Source organism: Mycobacterium sp. (assembly GCF_046095365.1).
GTDB lineage: Bacteria > Actinomycetota > Actinomycetes > Mycobacteriales > Mycobacteriaceae > Mycobacterium.
In genome coordinates, this window is sequence record NZ_JBJTJF010000055.1 from 1 (window position 1) to 16,064 (window position 16,064).

Below are 16,064 nucleotides of genomic sequence, written 5' to 3' on the forward strand. Positions count from 1 at the left end.
ACCGCGAAGGTGGCGGCGACGGCGAGGCTGACGGCGGTGGCGGTGACACGGGTGATGGTGATGGGCATCGGAGCAGGCTAGCGCCTCCGGACCCGACGTGCAGCATGACGCGGAATCGACGACCGCTGCGCCGGCGGCACCGCCCAGGTTGCCCGCGTTGCTGTCCCCCGAGGGGTGGTTTCCGCCCACCTCTGAGCGACAAGCCTGCTCTGCCGACAGACCCAATCCCTCGGTGTCGCTCAGAGGTGGGCAAAAGACACCTACGGCGGGACGAAGCCCGGCAGCCTGACGTTGCAGATCACCGGCTCGGCGACGGCATTCGCGAACGCGGCAGTCGGTGCCGTCAGCATTTCCGATATTGTTCTCACGCTGCCGAACAGGTCGACTTTCGCCGCATAAGCACTGGCGACGCGCCCGATTCCCGAAATGAGTGCCACATCACCGGTTTTCCACGGGTGTGACGAAGCCGACATACGCGCAGGCGTCGGAACCCTTCGGTCCTCGAGAGCATTGAGCAGCGGAAAAGCGCTTATTCCCAATAATTTTGACGAGATCGCATCCCACGCGAAAAAGCGCCTCTAACGCCGATTCGCGAAATCATCTGCAGTAGTGACTTTTTGGTGGCGCACCCTTGGCCACTTACCCTTTTCACATGAACAAAATTGCACTAGCGACGACTACCGCGCTCCTGGTTGCAACTTCGTCGGCGACCGCTGCAGCCGTCCCCCAGGTGGGGATGGGCGGCCTGTGCCCCAACGCGCGGGCACTCGCGGCCTACATCACCGCCTCCTACCCCGGTGTGCAGTCGATCGGTGGCGTGCGGCCGGACTCGCGTCCGGACCACCCCAGCGGCCACGCCCTGGACATCATGATCGGTTCGGACATGGGCCTGGGTGACGCCATCAACGCCGACGTTCAGAGCCAGTCGGGCCGGTTCGGCGTCAAGTACACGATGTGGCGCGTGGCCGATCACTTCAACCACGTCCACGTGACGGTGGCGTAACCGCCACCCCTGGAAATCCCCGGAAACCGGCCGGGTCGCTGACTTATCAGCGGCCCGGCCGGTCCTTTCGGTTTCCGGCTCAGACCGCGATGGTCGCGGCGCTCCGGGCCGGTGCCGGGGGGCGCGGCCGAGTGCCGACAGCGGCGGCCGGCGAGGCCTTGTCGTCGTTGAGAATGGTGACGATCTGCCGGTAGTTCGACGGGTCGCTGTCGAGTACCCCACCGGTGACACTGGTCAGTTCGACCCGGACCAACTCATCGGCCTCGTACTTGCCGTCCCCGTAGATGGTGACGTAGAGCGCGGCCTGGGTCTGACCCGCCGGAATCGTCACCGAACCCGTCTCGGCCAGGAAATCCTCACCAATGGTGGCAGCCGACGACAGGAAGGGCTGCTCGACGACCTGATAGCGGACCGTCACCGGCCCCGCTGCGGGGGCGGACAACTGCACCGTCACCGGCACCTTCTTCGATCCGCTGTTGCCCTCAGCCACCGACACATCATCCGGCCGGAAACTGACCAGTGATCCAGCGGGCTTATCGTCGTTGACGATCGTCACGGTATTCCTGTACTTCGTATAGTCACTGTCGAGCACGCCGCCGGTGACCCCGGTGAGTTCGACCCGGACCAACTCGTCGGCCTCATACTTGGTGTCGCCGTACAGCGTCACCAGGAACGTGCCCTCGGTCTTGCCGGCCGGAATCGTCACCGAACCCGTCTCGGCCAGGAAATCCTCACCAATGGTGGCGGCCGTGGAGAGCATCGGTTGCTCCACGACCTCATAGCGCACCGTCACCGGCCCCGCCGAGGGGGCCGACAACTGCACCGTGACCGGCACCTTGGTCGTACCACTGTTTCCCTCATTCACCGACACGTAATCCGGCTTGAAACTGACCAGGGGCCCGGCAGGCTGGTCGTCGTTGACGATGGTGACGGTCTTCCGGTATTTCAAGTAGTCGCTGTCCACCACCCCGCCGGTGGCCCCGGTGAGTTCGACCCGGACCAACTCGTCGGCCTCATACTTGGTGTCGCCGTACAAGGTCACCAGGAACGTGCCCTCGGTCTTGCCCGCGGGAATCGTCACCGAACCCGCCTCGCCGAGGAAATCCTCACCGGGCGTGGCCGCCGAGGAGATCAGCGGTTGCTCCACGACCTGATAACGCACCGTCACCGGAGCCTCCGACGGAGCCGACAACTGCACCGTCACCGGCACCTTCGTCGAACCAGTGTTGCCCTCAGCCACCGACACCGAGCCCGGCTTGAACGCGACCGTGGGACCGGCGCGGGTGGGACTGATGGCTACCGTCACCGGCACTGCCGTCGACCCGCCGTAATCGTCGGTGAAGGTCACCGTGAAGCTGTCCTTCTTGTCGGCGTCAGTGGCATTCGATCCGCCCGCCGCGATGCGGGCTTGGGTAGTCGGGGTGTAGGTGAAATAGCCGTCCGACGTGAAGACGACCGCACCCTTGACGGTCGAGTTGGCAACGCTGTAGTACACATCGTCGCCGTCGGCATCCGAGACGGCCACACTGCCGGTCACTGCTCCGGTCTCGGGATCCGGAGCGCTCTGAGAGGTGATGCGCGCCGACGGCGCAACGTTGAATGGGCTGACTACGACGACGAACGAAATCGAGCTGAGGGCGCCGTAGTTGTCGACGACGTCGACGACGAAGCCGTCCGTGGTCTCATCGGCGGTTGCGCCGATCCTGGCTGCCGCGTGGCGCGCGAAAGCGGTCGGCGTGAAGGTGTAGGCGCCCGTGGAGCTGACGGTCACCTTGCCCTTGCCGGTGGTGGCCCAGCCGGAGATGTAGGTCAGGGCGTCCTTGTCGGGATCAACCGCATTGATGTTGCCGTTGACCTCGCCCGTCGCCGGGTTGGTGATCGCGGACGGGGTGCCTGCGACCGGGGCCGCGTTCGCAGGGCTGATGGCCACGGTCACAGGCACCGACGCGGTGCCGCCCTTGCCGTCGGAAACGGTGACGGTGAAGGCGTCTGTCGTGTCCGACTTCGCCGCCCCGTTCTTCGCAGCGGCGTGGCGCGCCGCTGCGGTCGGGGTGTAGGTGAAGACGCCGGTCGATGCCTCGATCTTCACTGCGCCTCTGGCGGTCCCGGTCGGCGCGCTGTAGGTCAGGGTGTCCTTGTCTGCGTCGGTAGCCGTCACCTTGCCGGTGACCACGCCGGTCGAGGCGTTCGGTGTCCCGACGGTAGGCGTACCGGGCTTCGGCGCAGCGTTCAGCTTCACCGGCAAGACCGCTACCGCGACCGCAGCCGTGGTGGTGCCTCCGAAACCGTCGGTGATCGTGACGGTGAACGAGTCAGCCTTGTCCGCTGTCGTCGCCCCGGGCTTCGCGGCGTTGGCCCGCGCGGCCGAGGTCGGTGTGTAGGTGAAGGCTCCCGTCGTGGCACTGATGCTGATGGCACCCTTGCTCGTCGACGCCGGCGCGGAGAAACTCACGGCGTCCTTGTCGGCGTCGGTCGCGGTCACCGTTCCGGTGACCACTCCGGTCGACGCATTAGGCGCGCCGACAGCCACTTTGACACCCGCCGGCGCGCTGTTGGCCCGCGCGATGGGCACCACCACAGCCCGGGTGGTCACCGCTCCCTTCGCATCGGTCACCGTCACCGTCACCGTGTCGGTGGTCACCGCCGTCGTCGCCCCGACTTTTGCCGCGGCATGCCGGGCCGTCGCGGTCGGGGTGTAGGTGAACACCCCGCCTGTGCTGATCGTGACCGCACCCTTGGCAGGCGCCGGGACTGCGGCCTTGTAGGTCATCTTGTCGCCGTTGGGGTCACTGGCCTTCACCGTGCCCGTCACCGCGCCAGTGCTCGCATTCGGCCCGCTCAACGTCACAGCGCTGATGACCGGGGGCTTGTTCGCCGGTGGCGCTGCCGCCGCCGGAGCCACGAGTTGCCCGGTCGATACCCCGGCCGACGTCGACGTCGCCGCGGCGGGCACACCCAACTGCCGGCGCGCGGCCGCGACGACCACCCACGAGACCGCCGACTCCACCGGAGCGTGCGGCCCGTCACCCAACAACGGTGCCCATACCGACTCAACCACCCCGCGGGCCGCCGCCGGCTTGGGGCCGGCCACCATCACCGGCGTTGGTGCCCTCCGCACAACCGCCGCGGGAGCGGCGGCCGCGGGCGTCGGCACCCCGGCCACCGACGGAGTCGATGCATCACGCGATGAGATCATCTGTGGCACGGCAACATCGGGATTGCTGGCAGCCGGCTCGACCACCGTCGCCGCTGCCGTCTTCGGCGCACCGTTCACCGACGACGGCACAAAGGATCTGCGCTCCCCGTCCCCACGCGTAGCCGCCGAGGGTCGCGGCACCGACGACCTCGCGACCGGCGATGGCCCGCGCCTACTACGTTCGGCCCGTTGCCGCACTGCGGACCTCGGAGTCGACGCACGCCTCACGTCCGCCTCAGCAGCCGAGTCCCGGCCGGCCGACGCAGTGGAGTCCGACGGTTCAGCCCAGGCTTCCCCGGCGCCGCCGACGGCCAGTCCTGAGCCGATCCCGAGGGCGACCGCCAAGCCGCCGACCCGCCCCACAACCGCAATCGCCCGCATCTGTGCCCTCCCCGTCGTCGGCACGTCCCGCGTGCCGACTCTGAAAAGCCGAGGAGCGAAGTGCCCGTATCGGACAAACACCCACACAGCGGACCGGACTCAGATGCCAAGTGCCGTCGCTACGTCCCCAACCGTCCTAACTATGGCACACTGCCAACCGGTTTTGGGCCAGTGACCGAATGGCTGAATATTGCGGTTTACCAATGCAAATCGAAGAAATCGTTGTGTTGTCTCCCGCTCGCGTGTTGCCCGTCGCAGCCTCTCAGCACGGCGTGTTCCAGTTCAGGTCGGTCGGCACCGGCCGGGCGCTGACCTGGTCGATGCAGGCCTGGTAGCAGTTGGAGAACCCCAACGCTCCCTCGCAGTGCCAGAAGCTCCCGTCGCTGGCCGGCGGGTTGTCACAGAAACCGCCCCACGGCGTGCTCAGGCACTGCCCGGGCACGGCAGCGGCCGGTGGCGCGAACACCCCCGTCGCCAGTCCGAAAGCGGTCAGGACGGCGGCCCCGAATGCTGCTATTCGATTCATTTCACTCACCCCCCTCCCGCTCCCGCAAGAGGCACTATCGACGCTATGCCCGTCGGGGCACGCCCGGGCGGAAACCAACCGAATCGCCCACGGGCGCAGCGCCGGTCAAGTCGGACTTACACGCGCATAGCGCTCGTCAGTGGATGCCGCCCATCAGAGTGTGGATGCGCCGCGCCTGGGTCAGGATGATGCCCGCGAGCACCACCGCCGCACCGCCCATCAGCGTGAAGTAGCCGGCCTTGCCGAGGCTGTCCTGCAACGGCGCGGTGGTGCCGCCGATCGCATCGCCCACCGCCGAGGACAGGAACCACAGTGCCAGCACCTGGCTTTCGATTCGCTTGGGGGCCAGATGACTTGAGGCGGCCAGACCGGTCGGGCTGAGCAGCAGCTCGCCGATGGTCTGCACCACCACCACGCTCACCAACCAGATCCACAGCACCTTGCTGCCGTCTGCCGCGGAGCGGGCCAGCACCGCCATCGCCAGGAACGAGATGCCGATGAGCAGCAGCGCGAGCACGAACTTCTTCGGCAGTGTCGGAGCGCGGCGGCCCAGCCGCAGCCACAGAAAGGCGAACACCGGCGACAGCGCGATGATGGTGATCGGGTTGACCGCCTGCAGCCAGCTGGCCGGAAACTCCATCCCGCCGAAGCGCCGGTCGGTGCTCTCCGAGGCGAACAGGCTCAGAGTCGAACCGGCCTGGTCGCTGATGAGCCAGAACATCGCCGAGCCGGCGAAGATCCACACGTAGGCCTTCATCCGGTCGCGCTCAAGGGAATTGAGTCCGGCGCCGCGGAAGATCCGCACGAAGTACACGAACGGGGTGGCGACGGTGACCGCGGCCAGAAACCAGATCAGGTGCTCGGCGCGGTAGCGGCCCACTGCGTAGTCGATCGCGAAAACCGCGGCACTGAGCACCAGCGCCACCACGGCGACCGCGGCCAGCCGGCGCAGCTGCGAGGAGCTCTCCGGGTTGGGTACCGCGCGCCCGATGTCGCCGAGGGTGCGGCGTCCGGCCGCGAGATAGACGATCACCGCCAGCGTCATCCCGATACCGGCGGCGCCGAATCCGACGTGCCAGCCGATCTTTTCGGCCAGATAGCCGCAGACCAGCGGTGCGACGAACGCGCCGATGTTGATGCCCATGTAGAACAGCGAGAAGCCGGCATCGCGGCGCTCGCCCTCGTCGGGGTCGTTGTCATACAGCGCGCCGACCATCGCCGAGATGTTCGGCTTGAGCAGCCCGGTGCCCAGCGCCACCAGCACCATGCCCGGCCACACCGACCGCTCCGAGGGCACCGCCAGCACGTAGTGCCCGGCGGCGATGGTGCACGCCCCGATCAGCACGGTGCGGTAGGGCCCCAGGATCCGGTCGGCGATCCACCCGCCGGGCACCGCCAGCAGATAGACCATCGCCGAGTACACCCCGAAGATCCCGATCGCGGTGGTGGCCGAGATGCCCAGCCCGCCCTCGGACTCGTCGGCGGCCAGGTACAGCACCAGGATCGCCAGCATCCCGTAGTAGCTGAACCGCTCCCACAGTTCGGTGGCGAACAGCGTGGCCAGCCCGATGGGGTGGCCGAAGAACCGCTTGTCCTGCCGCGGGGGGACACTCGGTGCGGCGGTCATGTGTCGCAAGGTACGCCCGAAGGCCAGGTCGCGCGCGTTATGACGAAGCCCACCAATCCGGAGGCCGGCCGGCTCCGAATGCGAGGATGAGAGCCGGTCAGCCCGACCGGCCCCTGATGACCACCGGCCGCGACGGGCCGGGGGAAAGGTCCTTACTTCTCATGACGTTGATCAAGTGGCTCGGTCCGGGCGCGGTGATGGGCGGCCTGGCCGCGGCGACGCTGTGCGGGGCGGGTGCGGCCGGCGCCGACACCGGCGCTGACGCCGGTCCGGTGGATCGCGCCGCCCACCGCGCGGCGCACGCCTCCCCGGCTCCCGGCCACGCCGCCCGGATATCGCGGGCTGCGGACGCCGCGACTGGCGCAAACGCCGCAAGAACCACAAAACCCGCAAAGTCCGCAAGGACCGCCAAAGCCACGAAGGCCGCGAAGGCAACCACGGCACCGGCGCCGGCCGCCGCCACCCGGGCCGTCCCGGCCGCGGCCGCCGCACCCGCGCCGGCCGCCGTGGTGCCCTCCAGCGTGCCGGTCGACCCTGCCCGCTACGCCGGCACCTACTACGAGCAGGGCAGCGTCAAGCAGTTCTTCTCCATCGGCCTGGTCAACACCAAGGCGGTCTACACCCTCAAAGACGACGGCTCCCTGCGCGTGCAGAACTCCGGCAACTACTTCTTCAAGCGCGGCCCGAAGTCGTCCATCGTCGGGGCCGCCGTCCCGGTCAACACCGCCAACACCGCGCTCAACGTCGGCTTCGGCGGAACCCCTTCGGCCAGCCCGCCGGGCAACTACCTGATCCTCGACCGCGCCCCCGACTACAGCTGGGTCATCGTCAGCGACCCCAGCGGCCGCAGCGGCTACGTGCTGACCCGAAGCCAGAGCATCGACCCGCAGGCCTACGCCCAGCTGGTGGCCAGGGCGCAGGCGCTGGGCGTGCGCGGGCGGATCACGCCGACCACGCAGTTCCCCACCTGAGAGCAATCATGGGACGCAAACCCAGCGACGACTACGACTACGGCGAGCCCGGCCGGTACGGCGAGCCCTACGAGATGATCGACGACGTCGAAGCCGGCGATGACGACGACGACGACGAGGACGGCGACTGAGCGCCGAGATGGTCTCTCGCATAGCAATGCCGGGGTTCGGGGACCGTCCGCCTTCGGGCGGCGCACAATGACGACATGGCTCCGAACAGATCGAGGTGGCGGACCGCACCGTTGCTGCTGAGCGCCGCCGCGGTCATCGGCCTCGGCGCAACGGCGGTGGGCTGTACGCCGCGAACCGAAAAACCCGCCGAGTCCACCGCACCCAGTCCGGCGCCGGACTCGACCACCCCGGGACCGGCCGCCAACCCCACCGAGAAGGGGGTGCGCACCAACGTCACCCGGCCGGCGCTGTCGGTGGCGCCGCCGCAGGGCGGCGCCAATGGCGCGGTGCCCTGCGGTTTCGGCCCGGCCGGTGGTCTGCCCTGCAGTTCGCGTTAGTGCGCGATGAGCGAAGCCCTTGTCCTGGACTATGTTCGGACCCCGCGCGGCAAGGCCTCGGCGAAGGGCTCGCTGCACGACCGCACCGCCACCGAACTTCTGATCCATCTCGAACACGCGCTGACCGACCGGACCGGGCTGGACCCCGGCCGGGTCGGGGACGTGATCGTCGGGTGCGCCTCCCAGGTCGACGAGCAGGGCGCCAACATCGCCCGCACCGCGACGCTGCTGGCCGGTTGGGGTGAGCACGTTCCGGGCCTGACGATCAACCGGTTCTGCGCATCGGGGATCGACGCCGTCGCGCAGGCCGCGGCCCGGCTTCGGGCCGGCGACCTCGGCCTGGCGGTGGCCGGCGGGGTCGAGTCGGTCTCCCGGGTGCCGCTGTTCGCCGACCGCGGCGCGCTGTGGACCGACCCGGCCACCATCCGCGACGTGGGTTCGGTGCACATGGGCATCGCGGCGGACCTCAACGCGACCATCGAGGGAATCGAGCGCGAGGAACTCGACCGCTACGGCCTGGAGACCCAGCAGAAGGCGGCCGCGGCGTGGGCCGGCGGGGCGTTCGCCGGATCGGTGGTGCCGGTCGGCCCCTCCGCAGACGGGCCGGGACTCGACCACGACGAACTGGTGCGCGGCCAGACGACCCTGGAGGCGCTGGCGTCGCTGCCCCCGGCGTTCGCCCAACTCGGCGCCGACGGCCAGGATGCCATCGCGCTGAACGCCTACCCGGGTGTGACGGCCATCGCCCACCGGCACACCGTGGGCACCTCACCCCAAATGGCCGATGCCGCAGCGCTTTTGCTGCTCGGCACCCGGCAGTCCGCCGCCGAGGCCGGCATCGCCCCGCGCGGCCGGATCGTCGCCGCGGCGACCACAGCGGTCAACCCGGTGGTGATGCTGACCGCCGGGCAGTCCGCTGTGCTCGAGGCGGTCGCACGCGCCGGGCTGCGGCCGGCCGACATCGACGTCTTCGAGTTCGCCGAGGCGTTCGCCGCGCTGTGTGTGAAGTTCCGCCGCGACCTCGACGCCGGGCCGGACCGGATGAACCCCAACGGCGGCACCATGGCCATGGGGCACGCCTTCGGCGCCACCGGGGCGATCCTGGTCGGCAGCTGCCTGGAGGAACTCGAACGCCGCGAGGGCCGCTACGGCGTCGCCGCGGTCAGCGGGGCGGCCGGACTCGGGGTGGCCGTCGTGATCGAGCGGCTGGCCGTCTAGCCATGCCGGGGACGGCCGGTGACCGCGAAACGACCGTCCGGTGAACAGATCGGCTTTCTGATGCGCCCCAGTGCCCGGCGAACCAACAATTAGCCATGCCGAAAACCAAAGGGGCCCGCCGGAGGCGCGCCGGCACAACGGGAGTCGCCATAGCGTCGCTGTGCGCGCTGGTGGCCGCGCAGGGCTGCAGCACGAAAAGCCCGCCGAACGGGTCGGGGACGTCCACGGAGCCGAGCCCGGCGGCGCTGCCCACGCTCGCCGCGCAGGCCCAGAGCCCCGGACCGAGGATCACCCTGGGCCCGGCCGAGCGCGCCGGCGCTGACGCGACCAAGCACATCGTCGTGGTGTTCATGCAGAACAACAGCTTCAACAAACTCTTCGGCACCTGGGACCAGGTCAACGGTGACCCGGTCGACAACATCGCCAAGGCCGCCCCACCGAACACCGTCCAGATCGGTCAGGACGGAAAGCCGTTGGGCTGCTTGATGATCAACGACGTCAACCTCCAACCGAACGGACCCGCGGGTCCCCCGGAGTGCAGCGGAACCGTCGGGGAGGAATCGTTCAAGTCGTCGTTCGCCGACGCGCCGTTCGCGCTCGACGCGATCCTGCCTCCCGACGCGGTCACCTGCCCGCCGCCGGGCACCGACGCCTCGCTGGCCCGCTTCGCCCAGGTGCCCGCCGACAACGGCGTCGCGGCCAACTCCCCCGGCGCGCAGGCCGGCGGCTGCACCCGCGATCTGGTGCACCGGTTCTACCAGGAGCAGTACCAGCTCAACGGCGGCGCCATGAACCGCTATGCCGTCGGCAGCGACGCAGCGGGTCTGGCGATGGGCTACTACGACACCAAGGCGCTCAACACCTACAAGTACCTGACCGGCCCGGGTGCGCCGACGTTCGCCGTCGCCGACAAGTTCTTCGCCGGCGCCTTCGGCGGCTCGTTCGCCAACGGCCAGTGGCTGATCAGTTCCACCCTGCCGCAGTGGCCCGGCGCCCCGGACTCGATGCGCTCGGTGCTCGACGTCAACGGGATGCCCAAGAGCGCGGAGAAGGCCGGCGACGAGCTGCCCTTCGGCCAGTACAACTACTACCTCTCGCCCACCCCCGACGGGCTCAAAGACGGCCAGATGACCCAGGCCTGCGGCACGCCGCGCACCACCGCGAACGCGCTGTGCGGCGACTGGGTGGTCAACACCAGCTTCTCGGTGCAGTGGCCCTACCCGCCCGGTGCGGTGCAGGACCGGCTGGTTCCGCTGCTGAAGTACCCGACCGTCGGCGACCGGCTCAACGACGCCGGCGTCGACTGGGCGTGGTACTCCGGCGGCTGGTCCAACGCCAACGGCCTGCGCGACCAGCCGGGCTGGACAAACGGCACCGCCGCGGTCGCGCGCGACTACACCGACAAGGACGGCAAGCCGGCGAACAACCCGCAGGGCTGCTCGGACCCGACCTCCGACCCGACCACGACCTGGCCGCAGTGCCCGGACATGGACTTCCAGTACCACCACCAGTCGTTCAACTACTTCTACAACTGGTCGGAACAGACCGAGCAGACCCGGGCGAACCGGGCGAAGAACCTGCAGGACCTCGCGGCGTGGTACCCGCTCGCCAAGGGTGACAGCTGCGGGCTCAAGCCGGTGTCCTTCGTTCAGGAGATCGGCCCGCGCAACCAGCACCCCGGATACGGCAGCGCCTACGTCGGCGACGACGCGATCGCCGACATGCTCAAGACGATCTACCAGGGCCCCTGCGCCAGTGACACTCTCACCATCGTGACCTACGACGAGTTCGGCGGCGCCTGGGACCACGTGCCGCCTCCCGGCCAGGGATCGGCGACCAAGGGCTCCCACGACGAGTTCGGCCCGGGCACCCGGCTGCCGACGCTGTTCGTGTCAAACACTCTGCCCCGCAGCGGGGTGGACTCGACCACCTACGACCTGTCGTCGGTCATCGGAACGATCACCGCGAAATACAACCTCGATCCGGTCAACCGCCGCGACTCCGAGCAGGCGACCATCTGGTCGGCGTGGAGTGCGCTGCCCCGGTGACCGGCGCGGTCGTCTAGTCCCGGTACGGCGAGCCGGGCGGCGCGGTGCCCTGCACCAGCGGCGAGTCGATCGGCGGGCTCTGGCAGTTGATCACGTTGTTGGGGTCGGTGCAGTCCACCGGGTTGGGGGCGAAAGACGGCGACGCGGTGTCGGTGGGAGGGGCGGGATCGCCCGGCGCCAGCGGGTTGACCAGGTCACGGGCCGAGGCGTCGCCCGGGTCGGCCGACATGCCCGCCAGGATCCCGGCCCAGGTCAGGACGACGCCGCCGGTGAGCAGGACGACGCGACGAAGGGGTGCGGTCATGACATCTCCGATCGTGGTGGCGACCCGAATCCTCGGAGCCGACCCAGACGGTGCGACTCGCTGGACACGACTCACCTAGATTAGCGCCGGAGGCGGTCCCGGTGTTACACCGAATCGCGGCGGGCCGCGTTGGACAGCGCGACGCCCGACGGCCACCATGCTCAGGTGACCACCACCTCCGAGCGTTCCCTGCGGAACATCTCGCTGGCGGGCTACCTGGGCTCGGCGATCGAGTACTACGACTTCCTCATCTACGGCACCGCCGCCGCCCTGGTGTTCCCCACGGTGTTCTTCCCGCACCTGAGCCAGGTGATGGGGGCCGTCGCCTCGCTGGGCACCTTCGGCGCCGCGTTCCTGTCGCGGCCGCTGGGCGGGGCGGTGTTCGGCCACTTCGGCGACCGCATCGGGCGCAAGCGCACCCTGTTGCTGACGCTGACGATCATGGGGCTGGGCACCCTCGGCGTCGGGCTGATCCCGGGCACCGCCGAGATCGGCCTGCTGGCACCGGTGCTGCTGATCGCGCTGCGGCTCATCCAGGGTTTCGCGATGGGCGGCGAGTGGGCGGGGTCGGTGTTGCTGGGCACCGACTCGGCCCCGCCGGAACGGCGCGGCTTCTACGGCATGTTCACCCAACTCGGCCTGAGCACCGGGCTGGTGCTGGCGAACCTGGTCTTCCTGACGGTGCACCTGACGGTCGGCGAGAAGAGCGCGGCGTTCCTCACCTGGGGTTGGCGGCTGCCGTTCCTGCTGAGCGTGGTGCTCGTCGGTGTCGCGCTGTTCGTGCGCACCCGCATCACCGAACCCGAGGCCGGCGACGCCGAGGACGGCGACCAGCCCGGCGGCGGCCTGCCCATCGCCGAGCTGATGCGCCGGCAGTCCCGCGAGGTCGTGCTGGCCGCGTTGGCGGTGGCCGGAGTGACCATGCTGGCCTATCAGGTCAGCACCTTCGTCACCCACTACGCCGCGGTGCACCTGCACTACTCCAAGACCACCATCCTGCTGGCCGGTGTGCTCGGCGGCCTGTGCTCGATCGGGGCCGTCGCCGCCTCGGCGATCCTCAGCGACACCTACGGCCCCGGCCGGTTCCTCGCCGCCGGCCTGGCCGTCGCGGTGCCCTGGTCACTTGCCCTGCTGCCGCTGATCGACCTGCGCCGGCCGGTGGTGTTCACCCTGGCCGTGGTCGTCACCTACGCCATCATCGGCACCGCGCTGGGTCCGCTGCCGGCCTACCTGCCGGGGATCTTCGCCGCCCGCTACCGCTACACCGGGGTGGCGGTGTCCTACAACATCGGCGGAATCCTCGGCGGGGCAATCCCTCCGGTGATCTCCCCCGCCCTGATCCAGTCCTTCGGCAGCTGGGCGGTCGGGGTGATGATGGGGGTGCTGGCGACGGTCAGCCTGATCGCCGCGCTGCTGCTCGACCCGGGACGGTGATTTCGGCACCGGGGGCCGTTGTCCTCCGGCGGTGCCTGTCAGTCGCCGTCGTCGTCGCAGTCGTCCCCGGCGATGTCCGCCAGGTACTCACGCGACGCCTCGGCGCGGGCGTCCCGGTGGCGCTGGTCGCGGTCGCGCTCCTGCTCCTCGAGGGACTTTCCCCATCGGCGCGGGCTCTTCCAACTCGGCATCTGCCTCCTCTCCTCCTCCCCTGCTCTCCTGCTCCGGACGACCGTTCGTCCTGACGACCGTTCGTCCTGACGCCCGTTCGTCCTGACACCGAACTTATCGGGAGGCACCGACACCCGGCTTTCCGCGGATTCGGCTCAACGAACCGGCCGCCAGACCTGACAATGCCAACGATGAACCGATGCCAACGATGAACCGGTCCCTGATCCCCACCCGCGGCGACATCTTCGGCGGCCTGTCCGCCGGCATCGTCGCGCTGCCGCTGTGCCTGGCGCTGGGCGTGGTCTCCGGGCTGGGGCCCGAGGCCGGGATCTACGGCGCCATCGCCGGCGGCATCCTGGCGGCCGTCTTCGGCGGCACGCCGACGATGATCACCGGCCCGACCGCACCCATGACGCTGGTCGTGGTCGGCATGGTGGCGGCCAGTCAGCTGCCCGACGGGACGATCAACGTCGGACAGGTGGCGTTGATCATCGCTCTGGCGGGCGGGTTGCAGATCCTCCTGGGCGCACTGCGGCTGGGCGGCTACGTCCGCTACATCCCCTATCCGGTGATCGCCGGATTCATGAGCGGGATCGGCGTCATCATCATCCTGCAGCAGCTGTTCCCGATCGCCGGGATGGCCGCGCCGTCGTCGAGTCCGTGGCAGATCGTCTCCAAGTTGCACCTGCTGCCGGGCGGGATCGTCTGGCCCGTCCTTCTGCTCGGGCTGGTGACCCTGGCGATCACCCAGCTGCTGCCCAAGCTGACCACCGCGGTGCCGGCCAGCCTGGTCGCCCTGGTGGTGGTGACCGCCGGCTCGATGCTGCTGGCCGTCGACGCGCCCCGCATCGGCGACATCCCCGCCGGGCTGCCCAGCTTCGTGATGCCCAGTTTCGACGCGGCCAACCTCGGCTTCATCGCCTCGGCCGCGGTGCAGCTCGCTGTGCTGGGATCCATTGACACGCTGCTGAGTTCGCTGATGGCCGACTCGATGACCAGGACCCGCCACGACAGCAACCGGGAACTGATCGGACAGGGCATCGGCAACATCGGGGCCGCGGTGGTCGGCGGGCTGCCAGGCGCCGGGGCGAGCATCCGCTCGGTGGTCAACATCAAGGCCGGCGGACGCACCCGGGCCTCCGGGGTCATCCACGGCCTGCTGCTGCTGGCCATCCTGCTCGGGCTCTCCGGACTGGTCCGGCACATCCCCACCGCCGTGCTGGCCGGGATCCTGGTGGCCGCGGGCCTGGGCTGTATCGACTACCGGGCGCTGTCGCACCTGCGCAAGGTCCCGCGCTCGGATGCGGTGGTGATGATCCTGGTGCTGCTCATCACGGTGTTCTACGGACTGATCGCCGCGGTCGCCATCGGCCTGATCATCGCCAGCCTGGTCTTCGTCAAGAAGATCGCCGACATCAGCGAACGCGAGACGACCGTGGAGTCGCTGGCCGACCAGCCGTGGGCCGACGAGATCGACATCCCGGCCGGGGACCGGGACCGGCTGCTGGTCAAACACATCGAAGGCCCGATGTTCTTCGGCTTCGCCCGCGGGTTCGCCGACGTCGCCGCCCGCGCCGAAGCCGGCAAGCTGCTGGTGCTGCGCATGGAGCGGGTCTCCTACATCGACCAGTCGGGTGCCTACGCGCTGCACGACGCGCTGGTCGATTTGACCAGCCGCGGCACCCGGGTGCTCATCGTCGGGCTGCCGGTGGCCCAGCGCGACGAACTGGAGGCCATCCGGGTGATCCCCGACCTAGTGCCCGCCGGCGACGTCTTCGAGGACTTCGCGACGCTCAAGGAGTCGCTGCCGCGGATCATCGCCGCGACGGGCTGATCGCGCAGCGCCGCGACGCTTCCGGGTTCAGTAGCGGTCGATCGGTGGCGGCGGCGGCGCGCTCAGCCCCGCCGGGCCCAGGTTCTTGTCGAAGGCCGCCTTCCAGGCTCCCTCGGCTTCCATCTTGGTCAGCGCGTCGTTGATCCTGGACCGCAGTTCGGAGTCGTCCTTCTTCAGCCCGATGCCGTAGCGCTCCTCGGAGAACGGCTCGCCGACGATCCTGAACTCGCCGGGCGACTTCGCGGCGTACCCGGCCAGAATGACCTCGTCGGTGGTGACGGCGTCGATCGCGCCGTTGCGCAGCGCCTCGACGCAGGCCGAGTAGGTGTCGTACTGCTGAAGCTGGACGCCCGGGTACTTGTCCTTGATGCGCTGCGCCGGAGTCGATCCCGACACCGAGCACAGTTTCTTGTTGTCCTGCAGCGACTCCGGGCCCTTGATGTCGGTGTTGTCGGACTTGACCAGCAGGCTCTGGCCGGTCAGCAGATACGGCCCGGCGAAGTCGACCTTCTGCTTGCGGGCGTCGGTGATCGAGTAGGTCGCCACGATGAACCGCACCTGGTCGCTGTCGATGAGGACCTCGCGCTGGGCCGACGGCGACTCCTTCCACTCGATCTTGTCCAAGGGATAGCCGAGTTCCTGGGCGATGTAGCGGGCGACGTCGACGTCGAAACCGCTCATCGAGCCGTCCGGGTTCTTCTGGCCCAGGCCCGGCTGATCGAACTTGGTGCCGATGACGATGGTGTCACCGGAGCCTGGGCCGGATCCGGAGCCGCCCCCGCACGCGGTGGCGGACAGCGGCAGGGCGACCACGAGCATCGCGGCGCCGATTGCGCGGATCG

14 protein-coding genes are annotated in these 16,064 nt (G+C 69.2%); 8 read left to right on the plus strand and 6 right to left on the minus strand.

Going from position 1 to position 16,064, the window contains the following annotated elements; genetic code table 11:
* The first annotated feature begins 736 nt into the window (after positions 1–736).
* Positions 737–1,003, plus strand: a complete 267-nt coding sequence (locus ACKOQ4_RS04320; RefSeq protein WP_526289242.1) for a VldE C-terminal domain-containing protein — start codon at positions 737–739, stop codon at positions 1,001–1,003.
* Positions 1,004–1,082: 79 nt separating this feature from the next.
* On the opposite strand, the gene ACKOQ4_RS04325 is transcribed toward ACKOQ4_RS04320, so the two are convergent.
* From ACKOQ4_RS04325 to ACKOQ4_RS04335, 3 genes are all read right to left on the minus strand, one after another.
* The gene (locus tag ACKOQ4_RS04325) at positions 1,083–4,199 is read right to left on the minus strand and encodes a cadherin-like domain-containing protein (protein ID WP_526289186.1); all 3,117 of its coding nucleotides are present in this window, start codon (positions 4,197–4,199) and stop codon (positions 1,083–1,085) included.
* 643 nt (positions 4,200–4,842) lie between these two features.
* Positions 4,843–5,106 (minus strand): hypothetical protein, encoded by a 264-nt coding sequence (locus tag ACKOQ4_RS04330; protein WP_526289188.1) that lies wholly within the window; start codon positions 5,104–5,106, stop codon positions 4,843–4,845.
* A 136-nt stretch (positions 5,107–5,242) separates the two neighbouring features.
* Complete coding sequence (locus ACKOQ4_RS04335) at positions 5,243–6,733, minus strand: peptide MFS transporter (RefSeq protein WP_526289190.1); 1,491 nt, start codon at positions 6,731–6,733, stop codon at positions 5,243–5,245.
* Between the two features lie 161 nt (positions 6,734–6,894).
* Between ACKOQ4_RS04335 and ACKOQ4_RS04340 the strand changes: the two genes are divergently transcribed.
* The 5 genes from ACKOQ4_RS04340 to ACKOQ4_RS04360 all read left to right on the plus strand — a co-directional run bounded on the left by ACKOQ4_RS04340 (position 6,895) and on the right by ACKOQ4_RS04360 (position 11,479).
* On the plus strand, positions 6,895–7,704 hold the full coding sequence (locus ACKOQ4_RS04340) for a lipocalin family protein (protein WP_526289192.1): 810 nt from the start codon (positions 6,895–6,897) through the stop codon (positions 7,702–7,704).
* Between the two features lie 8 nt (positions 7,705–7,712).
* Positions 7,713–7,835: a hypothetical protein gene (locus tag ACKOQ4_RS04345; RefSeq protein WP_526289194.1), complete on the plus strand. Its 123-nt coding sequence runs from the start codon at positions 7,713–7,715 to the stop codon at positions 7,833–7,835.
* Between the two features lie 75 nt (positions 7,836–7,910).
* Positions 7,911–8,213: a hypothetical protein gene (locus tag ACKOQ4_RS04350; RefSeq protein ID WP_526289196.1), complete on the plus strand. Its 303-nt coding sequence runs from the start codon at positions 7,911–7,913 to the stop codon at positions 8,211–8,213.
* Positions 8,214–8,219: 6 nt separating this feature from the next.
* Complete coding sequence (locus ACKOQ4_RS04355; RefSeq protein WP_526289198.1) at positions 8,220–9,431, plus strand: thiolase family protein; 1,212 nt, start codon at positions 8,220–8,222, stop codon at positions 9,429–9,431.
* 95 nt (positions 9,432–9,526) lie between these two features.
* Positions 9,527–11,479: an alkaline phosphatase family protein gene (locus ACKOQ4_RS04360; protein WP_526289200.1), complete on the plus strand. Its 1,953-nt coding sequence runs from the start codon at positions 9,527–9,529 to the stop codon at positions 11,477–11,479.
* A gap of 13 nt (positions 11,480–11,492) precedes the next feature.
* On the opposite strand, the gene ACKOQ4_RS04365 is transcribed toward ACKOQ4_RS04360, so the two are convergent.
* Positions 11,493–11,783: a hypothetical protein gene (locus tag ACKOQ4_RS04365; protein WP_526289202.1), complete on the minus strand. Its 291-nt coding sequence runs from the start codon at positions 11,781–11,783 to the stop codon at positions 11,493–11,495.
* A 165-nt stretch (positions 11,784–11,948) separates the two neighbouring features.
* On the opposite strand from ACKOQ4_RS04365, the gene ACKOQ4_RS04370 reads away from it, so the two are divergent.
* Complete coding sequence (locus ACKOQ4_RS04370) at positions 11,949–13,217, plus strand: MFS transporter (RefSeq protein ID WP_526289204.1); 1,269 nt, start codon at positions 11,949–11,951, stop codon at positions 13,215–13,217.
* Between the two features lie 38 nt (positions 13,218–13,255).
* Here the strand turns inward: ACKOQ4_RS04370 and ACKOQ4_RS04375 are convergent, their stop codons facing one another.
* The gene (locus ACKOQ4_RS04375) at positions 13,256–13,408 is read right to left on the minus strand and encodes a hypothetical protein (RefSeq protein WP_526289206.1); all 153 of its coding nucleotides are present in this window, start codon (positions 13,406–13,408) and stop codon (positions 13,256–13,258) included.
* A gap of 188 nt (positions 13,409–13,596) precedes the next feature.
* Between ACKOQ4_RS04375 and ACKOQ4_RS04380 the strand changes: the two genes are divergently transcribed.
* Entirely contained in the window at positions 13,597–15,222 is a 1,626-nt protein-coding gene (locus tag ACKOQ4_RS04380; RefSeq protein WP_526289208.1) for a SulP family inorganic anion transporter, read from the plus strand.
* A gap of 27 nt (positions 15,223–15,249) precedes the next feature.
* On the opposite strand, the gene ACKOQ4_RS04385 is transcribed toward ACKOQ4_RS04380, so the two are convergent.
* A complete protein-coding gene (locus ACKOQ4_RS04385; RefSeq protein ID WP_526289244.1) occupies positions 15,250–16,041 on the minus strand; it encodes a glutamate ABC transporter substrate-binding protein in 792 nt (263 codons plus the stop codon).
* Positions 16,042–16,064 lie beyond the last annotated feature (23 nt).

Bases quoted from the DNA above. Each gene is read 5' to 3' on its own strand.
- ACKOQ4_RS04325 (WP_526289186.1), bottom strand. From the start codon at position 4,199: ATGATCTCATCGCGTGATGCATCGACTCCGTCGGTGGCCGGGGTGCCG.
- ACKOQ4_RS04360 (WP_526289200.1), top strand. From the start codon at position 9,527: ATGCCGAAAACCAAAGGGGCCCGCCGGAGGCGCGCCGGCACAACGGGA.
- ACKOQ4_RS04345 (WP_526289194.1), top strand. From the start codon at position 7,713: ATGGGACGCAAACCCAGCGACGACTACGACTACGGCGAGCCCGGCCGG.
- ACKOQ4_RS04320 (WP_526289242.1), top strand. From the start codon at position 737: ATGGGCGGCCTGTGCCCCAACGCGCGGGCACTCGCGGCCTACATCACC.
- ACKOQ4_RS04380 (WP_526289208.1), top strand. From the start codon at position 13,597: ATGAACCGGTCCCTGATCCCCACCCGCGGCGACATCTTCGGCGGCCTG.
- ACKOQ4_RS04340 (WP_526289192.1), top strand. From the start codon at position 6,895: ATGACGTTGATCAAGTGGCTCGGTCCGGGCGCGGTGATGGGCGGCCTG.
- ACKOQ4_RS04355 (WP_526289198.1), top strand. From the start codon at position 8,220: ATGAGCGAAGCCCTTGTCCTGGACTATGTTCGGACCCCGCGCGGCAAG.
- ACKOQ4_RS04375 (WP_526289206.1), bottom strand. From the start codon at position 13,408: ATGCCGAGTTGGAAGAGCCCGCGCCGATGGGGAAAGTCCCTCGAGGAG.
- ACKOQ4_RS04330 (WP_526289188.1), bottom strand. From the start codon at position 5,106: ATGAATCGAATAGCAGCATTCGGGGCCGCCGTCCTGACCGCTTTCGGA.
- ACKOQ4_RS04385 (WP_526289244.1), bottom strand. From the start codon at position 16,041: ATGCTCGTGGTCGCCCTGCCGCTGTCCGCCACCGCGTGCGGGGGCGGC.
- ACKOQ4_RS04335 (WP_526289190.1), bottom strand. From the start codon at position 6,733: ATGACCGCCGCACCGAGTGTCCCCCCGCGGCAGGACAAGCGGTTCTTC.
- ACKOQ4_RS04365 (WP_526289202.1), bottom strand. From the start codon at position 11,783: ATGACCGCACCCCTTCGTCGCGTCGTCCTGCTCACCGGCGGCGTCGTC.
- ACKOQ4_RS04350 (WP_526289196.1), top strand. From the start codon at position 7,911: ATGGCTCCGAACAGATCGAGGTGGCGGACCGCACCGTTGCTGCTGAGC.